Below are 8,618 nucleotides of genomic sequence, written 5' to 3'. Positions count from 1 at the left end.
TGATTTTCCCTTTCCTCCTGGTAGGAGGGGTCACGCGACACTCAAGTCGAGTGGACCGAAAAAACCGGGGCATTCCAACACCACTTTCGCTGCGTGACAGCAGGCTGTCGTACATTTCCACTTCACGGGCCTGCGCGGCCAGAAGTTTGTCGGATTCCCGCAGCGCGACGATCTCTTCCTTGACGGTGTCCGCGATCGCGGAATGGTTAGCGGTACCGAGCGCAATACGCACGACAGGAATATTGCCGTCGATAAACGACACGGGATAGACGCTGCGGTGAGCGACACCAACAACCGTGACGCGGTATCCCAGGTCGCGGGCGGTCATGGCAGCTTTCTCCACGCGGGAGTCGCCGACAACGTGGTTGCCAACTGCCATCACGAGGTGTGGACGATAAGTCATAATTGTCCTTGTGTTGTCCTTGTTAAGTGTGGTTTTTGGGGATGCGGGCGACGTTGCCGTGTCGGCCGCGCGGCGCTTCACTCGATAGCTCCCAGATCCCTTGCGACCTGCGCGTACCGACTGCTCCACGTGTGCTCATGATGAAGTTTCGACCACGTTGTGCCGGGCGCTGGGGCAGATCCTGAGATGATGGTCTCGAGCGCTTCGCGAAGTGCATCGGGGTCTCTAGGTAACACGTATCCCGCGCCAGCCTGTTGGAGAAAGTGCCCTGCGGCGCTGTCAGCGTAGGCGACTGGAGCGATGCCCTTTTCAAGGTAGCTCATGATCTTGAAGGGAAAACTGTTTTTCCCATAGTCGCTGTCAAGGAGCACGAGCCCGAGCGTCGTCGCGCGTTGGGGTAGGAAATCGGAGAAGTCGCCCGCGCCGACTGTCGTCGTGACTGCGGCGAGGTTCTGCGTGTCGTCTTCAACCGTGCTGACGTCATCGGGGCGCACAACAAAATAGGCATCATACTCCGCCGTCACCCCAGCTAGAGCTTCTAAAGCCCGGTTCATGCTGTACACGCCGCCGTACCCACCCGAGTAAACCACATCGACGCCGGCTTCACGCTCCCCAGTATCAGTATCGAGCGTGTTGGCTACAGAGATCCCTGGGGGAAGCGGGCGCCATGCGACATCGTGGCGGAGGCCCGCCTCACGCAACAGTTCGTCGAAAAGCTCGGCAGACTCTGGGCTTGGGCAATAGATTTCGTCAGCAAGTCGCTCGATAGCATCGAGTTCCTTCGTGCCACGCGCAATGAGACTTGCCCGCTGGTCAGAATCAAACACCGCGTCCTCGGACAGCCAATGTAGGTCACGAACGAACCAGCCAATTTGAACACCCTGTCGTTTAGCACTCATTAATAGAGAAGACACCTGAGCGATGTGGTTATCGAGCATTGGACTGGTGGAGCTTTCCGCGTAGCAGAACCCCGGCTTTTTACCTTGACGAAGCCGTTCACGCACCGCAATGCCACGGCGATGAAGCACCGCATCGTTGGCAAGCAAACGAATTGCCCCGTATTCGTAGGTGGCGACTTCGGCCATGGAACGAATCCTCATTGGCCGAGCGCCATCGGTGCGATTTTCGACCGGCGCTGCCGTGAAGAAGATGTTGACGCGGCCATCGGTGGGTGCGGCCGATGTCTGCTGCTCGTACCACCAAGCAATACCCTCATCTTCAGTGGCTTTCTTGGCAGCCTCGATCTCCTCCAACAAGGCTCCGGCCGCAGGAACAGTACTCACAGGCTCGGGCGCGTAGCCCGCCTGATACTCAGCAAGGGCCACTGCCAGTCTTTGTGCGAGTGCTGCACCACGCCCGCATCGATCACGGGAAACGCCTAATGTGTGTGCAGCGTAGCCACTACTGAGTGTGTCTTCAACGAGCACGCGGGTTGCATTGACGGCACAAAAAGCCGCCATGATGGGCAGCAGGCCCGAGTCTTGACCAAGGAACACAGCGTGCGTAGGCGTAGTGTGCCATCGGTAGCGCAAAGTACTAGGGAAACCGCGCTTGAGTGCGCTATCTCCCTTAGTGAAGGCAAGGTTCGTGGGAAGCACATCGTGAGTTACTTCCTCCCCCAGTAGTCGCTCAACCACGTCGTGTATGGCCGCCACATTATGCGCTGCATCTTCCCCCGACCAGGCGGCGGGCACAAAGTACGCGAGGTGCGGTGTTTCATCGTCGCTGATAATGCCCGCTCGAAGCGCGGTTGTGGGAGTGAGAAAGTGAGGCGTCGTGGACCCGTGATCGATAGCCTTGTCCATTTCAAATGGGCTATCGAACCACATTCGGGTAGCGATCTTATTCGCTGCATGGAAGCGTGCAACTCGGTCAGTACGGCGCTTGCCGAAATCAAGTTCACCAGTACCTACAATGAGGTCGACATCGAGACCCAGATCAAGCTGCTCGATCGCAGCAACTGTGCCCAGCCCAAAGCCGATCACTGTGTCAAGTTTGCACTCATCGAGGAGCCGCTTGAAAAAACGACGCCGGATCGACGCTGTAGAGTTCGTGCCAATTGCAGCAGCCCAAGCTGGAATTTCAATCCCACTAGTCAGAGGTTCCAGTTCCGGTGTCGTGGAGAACACCACCGCGTTCTCCCATGCTTCCCTCGCCAGGGTGCTTGCATTACCGGCGACCGCGCCAGAGCGATCTACGAAAACCAGGGGGCGCACTTACTGTCCTTCCATAGGCAGGGTGGGAGCGATGAGTGATATCTCGCGAGCCACCGTGTTGCTCACACCGCACCGCTCACGAACGCGCTGCGCAGCGACGGCTGACATAGCAAGGAACAGCTCAGGTTGAGCGAGAACTCGCTCAACTCCGGCAACCATTCCCTCGATGTCCTCGCCATCGGCGAGAATTGCACAAGTATCGTCAACAAACTCCGGGATGGCCGCCACGCGGTTAGTGATCGGAACCAGGCCCGAACTCATCGACTCATCTCGGGAAACACCTTGCGAATCGAGTCGGGTGGGAACTAAGAACAACCCATGTTCACGGTGGAGCTGCGCAATTTCCTCCTGGTTGGCGAATCGGCGCTGCACGTCAACTCTCGGGTCATCGTTGAAAGCGTCTTCAAACAAGTGGAAGTATTGTCCGTCACCGATGATGGTTGCCGTGATGCGGTCCCCGAAGGGGCCTGCGAGCAGTTTGCTCAAGACCTCCGCCGCGATGTCTGCCCCGTACCAGGTCGCCGTAGCGGAACGAACCCAAAGAATTTTAAAACGATCTTCGGGATTCTTTTCCGCGTAGCGGAAGACGTTTTCATCGATGACGTTGTGAATAACGTGGGTTCTTCGGGCGGGCAAGACGATATCCATGTCTTCCTCCACGCTCTTGCGGAAGAAGTTCGAGACTACGACGAAGTTATCGATGGGAGGGTCAGCCGCCATCACGTCGCTCCAGAAAGATTGCAACGTGACCGTCCGCTCAATGAGTGCATTGAGCGTCGTGGAGTCGGATCGTTGTTGCACTCTTCGCACCCAACGGGCTGCTTCGTAGCCGTGGATGAACACAGTAACGGGCACCTGCCGAAAAGCTCGGTAGGCCTGCAGGTACGCAAACTGGTTCGGGTTTAGGAAGTGTAGGGACACCGAGTCATAGTGGCGCAGTGTCAGCAGAGCATGCAGGTCGTCGCCGTTACCCACATGCACCCGTACCCCGTCGTACTCATACGAATACGGACTCGTGCGACGCGGCATAGCTATTACATCGACGTCGATGCCGCACTGTTGGTAGAACTTCACACGGCGGTGGACGAAACCGTTTCCATATTCTTCGCCGTAGTTCGGATAGGTATTCGCGATCACGAGATGCCGCAACCCTGTTTTCTGCTGCGGGTGGGCCTCGTCGAAACGCTTAGCTGCCAGATAACGGGAATCTGTCGCGATCTGCTGCATCGTCGGCAGCGCAGGCTTTAGCGTGCGGTACTGAGGCTGAAAATACTGGCGGAGATACAGGTTTTCTAGGTATAGCGCGGTGAGCAACTCACCGGGGGCGTAGGTGGATCCAATCAGATCGTCGGGTACTACGAAATCTTCCAACATCTTTGTGGGCCTCCTCGCCCCTCGGTTGAGCCGCTCGTGGGACTGTTGAATCCCGGGTTAGACGGCACCGCCGATAACGAGACGGTTGACTCCCTGCCACTGTGATGCGTCGGTGACGTTGCGGCCATCGACGAGAACGCTCACACCGGGGAAGGTTTCCGGGGTAAACTCAGCGAATTCTGGGTGGTCAGCCTGGACGATGAGAACGTCAGCAGCGTCACCAAGATGTGCGGCGTCGAACTTGTACCCGGCCAGTTCCTCATCAGTGAACATCGGGTCATACACCTTGACTGTGGCACCTTCGGCCTTGAGCAGTTCCACGGTAGGGAAGACACCGGAGAAGGCGGTTTCCTTTACCTTGCCACGGTACGAAGCGCCGAGGACGATGACGTTCTTGCCTTGCAGGTTACCTTCGGAGGCGGCCTTCGCGAGGCTGACGGCGTGGCTAGGCATCGTCATGTTCGCTTCGCGCGCAGTGCGGACGATGGTCGCGTCAGGGTCCGTATGCAGGTAGAGGCGAGGGTACACGGGGATGCAGTGGCCACCGACGGCGATGCCGGGGAGGTGGATGTGGCTGTACGGCTGCGAGTTGGAGGCCGCGATGACCTTGAACACGTCGATGCCTTGGGATTCGGCGAACTTGGCGAACTGGTTCGCCAGGCCGATGTTGACATCGCGGTAAGTAGTCTCGGCGAGCTTTGCCATCTCGGCGGCTTCAGCGCTGCCCATGTCCCACACACCGTTGGTGGCGGGTGCAAGATCGGGGCGATCGTCGAAATCAAGGACGGCTTCGTAGAAGTCGATTGCCTTCTTGGTGCCTTCTTTGCTGAGGCCACCGACGAGCTTGGGGTACCGGCGGAGGTCTTCAAAGACGCGCCCGGTAAGCACACGCTCGGGGGAGAACACGAGGTGGAAATCTTCGCCCTCTTTGAGGCCGGAGATTTCTTCGATCATGGGCTTCCAACGGTTGCGGGTGGTGCCGACAGGCAGGGTGGTCTCGTAGGAGATGAGGGTGCCGGGGGTGAGGTGCTCCGCGAGGGAACGTGTTGCGGCATCCATCCAGCCGAAGTCGGGTTCCCAGGTGTCGTCGTTGACGAAAAGCGGCACGACCAGAACGATGGCGTCGGCACCGGGAATCGCCTCAGCGTAGTTGGTGGTTGCGGTGATGTTGCCAGCTTCGCGAGCCTCCTGCAGCAGCTCTTCCAGGCGGTATTCGCCGGGGAAGGGCTCTTTACCTGCGTTGACGGAATCAACAACGGACTGTTGGACGTCGACACCAGTGACCTGGTGGCCCTTGGAGGCAAACTGAACGGCAAGCGGCAGGCCGATCTTGCCTAGGGCGATAACAGTGATCTTCATATGATTCTCTTCCGGTCGGTGTTAGCCGAGGTTGATGGTCTTACCGGTCTTGGCGGATTCGATCATGGCTTCGCAGACGCGAAGGACGTTCGCACCCTGGTCGGCGGTGACAATGTCTGCGCCTTCCTTGCCGAGGACGGCGTCTCGGAAGTTTTCGTGCTCGACGCGCAGCGGTTCGGGCTTCTTGAGGGCAAAGCGGGTGACGTCACCTTCAGCAACGCCGCGGAAGTGGGACATCTCGCCCCATTCGTTTTCCACGGATGCGTTTGCGTAGAAAGTGAGGTCTGCAGTCAGGGTGTCGGCAACATACATGCCGCCCTCGCCGATGACGACGGTCTGGCGCTGTTTCACGGGAGAGAGCCAATTGACGGTGTGGTTGACGATGACACCGTTGTCCAGAGTGCCGGAGGCGACAACCATGTCCTCGTGCGCCCGGCCAGACTTGTGGGCGGTGCATGCGCTGATGCTGCTGTAGCCGGACTGGACGACCCAGGAGGTCAGATCGATGTCGTGGGAACCGAGATCCTTGATGACGCCTACGTCAGCGATGCGGGCGGGGAACGGGCCCTGACGGTAGGTGGAGACCTGGTAGACGTCGCCGAGTTCGTTGCGCTCAAGCCGGCGACGAAGTTCCTGAAGGCTGGCGTTGTAGCGCTCGATGTGGCCAACAGCACCGACCAATCCCGCGTCGGAGAACTTCTTGGCGAGTGCGACAGCGGCCTCGGTGTTTTCCGCCAGAGGCTTTTCGATCAAAGCGTGGATGCCGGCATCCGCCAACGCTGCTCCGATCTCGTAGTGGAGGCTGGTCGGGACGGCAACAACGCAGTAGTCAAGCTTCTGGGCAATGAGGTCCTCGACAGAGCTGAGCAGCTGCGCATCACCGGCGACACCGTGTGGGTCGCCCTGTGCATCGGCGACGGCGACGAGGTCGACACCGTCAAGGCCATGCAGGACGCGCGCGTGGTGCCGTCCCATCATTCCAAGGCCAATAAGGCCGGCGCGAAGGTTACCCATGATTATGCGCCCGCTTTCACGACAGCGTTGACTGCGGCGATGATACGGTCGAGTTCACCCGGGGTAAGGCTGGGGTACACCGGAAGGGACAGGCATTCCTTCGCAGCCTTCTCAGTAGTGGGCAGCTCAAGACCCGGAGCGTAGGGCGCGAGAGACGGCAGGCGGTGGTTGGGTACGGGGTAGTACACGCCGGAGCCGACACCGTACTGTTCCTTAAGGACTTCAGCCATGCGATCACGCTCGTCACCGGAAGCGCCGTCGAAACGGATGGTGTACTGATGATAGACGTGCTCGTAGCCTTCGGGCACGAAGGGGACAACGACACCGTCAAGCTCGGCAGACAGCCGAGCCGCGTTGGCCTGGCGCTGCTTGGTCCACTCCTCAACTTGGGTCAGTTGGGCGCGACCAATTGCAGCGTGCACATCGGTCATGCGGTTGTTGAAGCCGACCAACTCGTTCTGGTAGCGAACTTCCATGCCCTGGTTGCGCAGCAGGCGGACGTTGCGGGCAATGTTTTCGTCACTGGTGGTGACCATGCCCCCCTCGCCGGCCGTCATGTTCTTAGTCGGGTACAGAGAGAAAGCGCCGAAGGTTCCGAAGGTACCCACACGCTGGCCGTTGATAGCAGCGAGGTGCGCCTGAGCGGAGTCCTCGAAGAGCATCAAGTTGTGCTTATCGCACACAGCCTGCAGCGCAACCATGTCAGCGGGAAGACCGTAGAGGTGAACAGGCATAACAGCCTTGGTCTTGTCCGTCACGGCAGCTTCAACAGACTCAGCGCTGAGATTGAAGGTGGTGATGTCGATATCGGCGAACACCGGGGTGGCGCCGGTCAAGGCAACGGAGTTACCGGTTGCGGCGAAGGTGAAGGAGGGAACGATGACTTCGTCCCCCGGACCGATACCTGCGGCGAGCAAGCCCAGGTGCAGTGCGGAGGTGCCGGAGTTCACGGCAACAGAAGTGGTCGTCGGGGCAATGAGGGCGGAAAATTCTTCCTCGAACTTCGCGACTTCAGGCCCCTGGGCGATCATCCCAGTTTGAAGGACACGGTCGACAGCGTCCCGCTCGGGCTGGCCGATGATGGGTTGTGCGGGAGGGATGAAAGAGTTCGACATTATTTCTTAACCTCGATGAGTTTCTGACCATCTTCAATTTCTTTGAAGAGGTCTCCAGTTTTGGGATCCCGGTACTCGCCCGGGGCGGTTTGCTCGAGCGGGAAGCCACTCTTGCCGACCCACTTAATACGGCGCGCCGGAACACCGGCCACGAGAGCGAAGTCGGGGACATCACGGGTTACCACGGAGCCTGCAGCAACGGTGGCCCACTCGCCAATGGTGACGGGGGCGACGCACACGGAACGCGCACCGATAGAAGCGCCCTTGCGAACGTGAACCCCGACGGCTTCCCAGTCGTCGCCAGACTTCTGAGAGCCGTCGGGATTAACAGCACGGGGGAAGGTGTCGTTGGTCAAAACGACAGCGGGGCCAATGAAGACGCCGTCTTCAAGCTCTGCTGGTTCGTACACCAACGCATAGTTTTGAATCTTGACATTGTCGCCAATCTTAACGCCGGTGCCAACGTAGGCACCACGGCCAACGACGACGTTTTCTCCGAGTGCAGCTCCGCCTCGAACCTGAGACAGATGCCAAATGGAGCTTCCATCGCCAATGGTGACGTTGTCGTCAAGATCGGCTGACGGGTGAATCCGCGCTTCCATGCAGACTTCCTTACGAGAGTGGTGCCGTGAGGGCACGTCATTAACATGACAAGAACCGCCCGTCCGCTGAGTTGCGGCGACTCGCTGCGCGCTCATCAAGCGTCCGTGCCGGACGGAAAGAGTTTTGATTGATTCAAAACAGTCAGTTCAACGCTACCACGAAGGCCAGGCTGCGAACCCGCCGCTAGCACGTTCGCCCCGGAAAAAGGGGCAGGTAGCGACCTGGCATCAGTCGTCTGACACAGGGAGCAACACATCGTTTTCTCAGGTTGCACACAGATTGACCCACCCTCGCGCGCGTCACGAGCTGCTCATGGTGGAGGTTCACCCTTTCGTTTGTCAAGCGCCATGTAATTGTGCACGCTCAGCGCCACCAAAAATGCACGCACTAACCCCACAGATCACGCGCCATCACGACACGCGACTGCCCGGCCGGCCGTACTAATCGTCCACGGCACCCACCCCCTTCTCAGCCTCAGCTCCGTTGCGCTGCTGATACTGCAGCTGCCGCACCGAACGGCCCGACGTCCGAAGA

General features: G+C 59.1%; 7 protein-coding genes. All 7 read right to left on the bottom strand.

Going from position 1 to position 8,618, the window contains the following annotated elements; translation table 11 throughout:
• The coding region (locus C1Y63_RS12200; protein WP_146128965.1) for a hypothetical protein at nt 1-403 on the bottom strand (403 nt) is incomplete at its 3' end.
• Between the two features lie 77 nt (nt 404-480).
• Nucleotides 481-2,619: a glycosyltransferase family 4 protein gene (locus C1Y63_RS12600; protein ID WP_146128964.1), complete on the bottom strand. Its 2,139-nt coding sequence runs from the start codon at nt 2,617-2,619 to the stop codon at nt 481-483.
• On the bottom strand, nt 2,620-3,993 hold the full coding sequence (locus C1Y63_RS12190) for a glycosyltransferase family 4 protein (protein ID WP_106016722.1): 1,374 nt from the start codon (nt 3,991-3,993) through the stop codon (nt 2,620-2,622). It abuts the gene before it with no gap.
• Nucleotides 3,994-4,050: 57 nt separating this feature from the next.
• Nucleotides 4,051-5,352: a nucleotide sugar dehydrogenase gene (locus C1Y63_RS12185; protein WP_106016721.1), complete on the bottom strand. Its 1,302-nt coding sequence runs from the start codon at nt 5,350-5,352 to the stop codon at nt 4,051-4,053.
• Nucleotides 5,353-5,373: 21 nt separating this feature from the next.
• Entirely contained in the window at nt 5,374-6,366 is a 993-nt protein-coding gene (locus C1Y63_RS12180) for a Gfo/Idh/MocA family protein (RefSeq protein WP_106016720.1), read from the bottom strand.
• Between the two features lie 2 nt (nt 6,367-6,368).
• Nucleotides 6,369-7,481 (bottom strand): DegT/DnrJ/EryC1/StrS aminotransferase family protein, encoded by a 1,113-nt coding sequence (locus C1Y63_RS12175; protein ID WP_106016719.1) that lies wholly within the window; start codon nt 7,479-7,481, stop codon nt 6,369-6,371.
• A complete protein-coding gene (locus tag C1Y63_RS12170) occupies nt 7,481-8,083 on the bottom strand; it encodes an acyltransferase (RefSeq protein ID WP_106016718.1) in 603 nt (200 codons plus the stop codon). The genes C1Y63_RS12175 and C1Y63_RS12170 overlap by 1 nt, the downstream gene beginning before the upstream one ends.
• Nucleotides 8,084-8,618 lie beyond the last annotated feature (535 nt).

The organism is Corynebacterium sp. 13CS0277, from assembly GCF_002994655.1.
Lineage (GTDB): Bacteria > Actinomycetota > Actinomycetes > Mycobacteriales > Mycobacteriaceae > Corynebacterium.
Note: the sequence above shows the minus strand (reverse complement) of the source record. Positions and strands in the feature narration are given on the sequence as shown.

Bases quoted from the DNA above. Each gene is read 5' to 3' on its own strand.
- C1Y63_RS12190 (WP_106016722.1), bottom strand. From the start codon at position 3,993: ATGTTGGAAGATTTCGTAGTACCCGACGATCTGATTGGATCCACCTAC.
- C1Y63_RS12180 (WP_106016720.1), bottom strand. From the start codon at position 6,366: ATGGGTAACCTTCGCGCCGGCCTTATTGGCCTTGGAATGATGGGACGG.
- C1Y63_RS12170 (WP_106016718.1), bottom strand. From the start codon at position 8,083: ATGGAAGCGCGGATTCACCCGTCAGCCGATCTTGACGACAACGTCACC.
- C1Y63_RS12185 (WP_106016721.1), bottom strand. From the start codon at position 5,352: ATGAAGATCACTGTTATCGCCCTAGGCAAGATCGGCCTGCCGCTTGCC.
- C1Y63_RS12175 (WP_106016719.1), bottom strand. From the start codon at position 7,481: ATGTCGAACTCTTTCATCCCTCCCGCACAACCCATCATCGGCCAGCCC.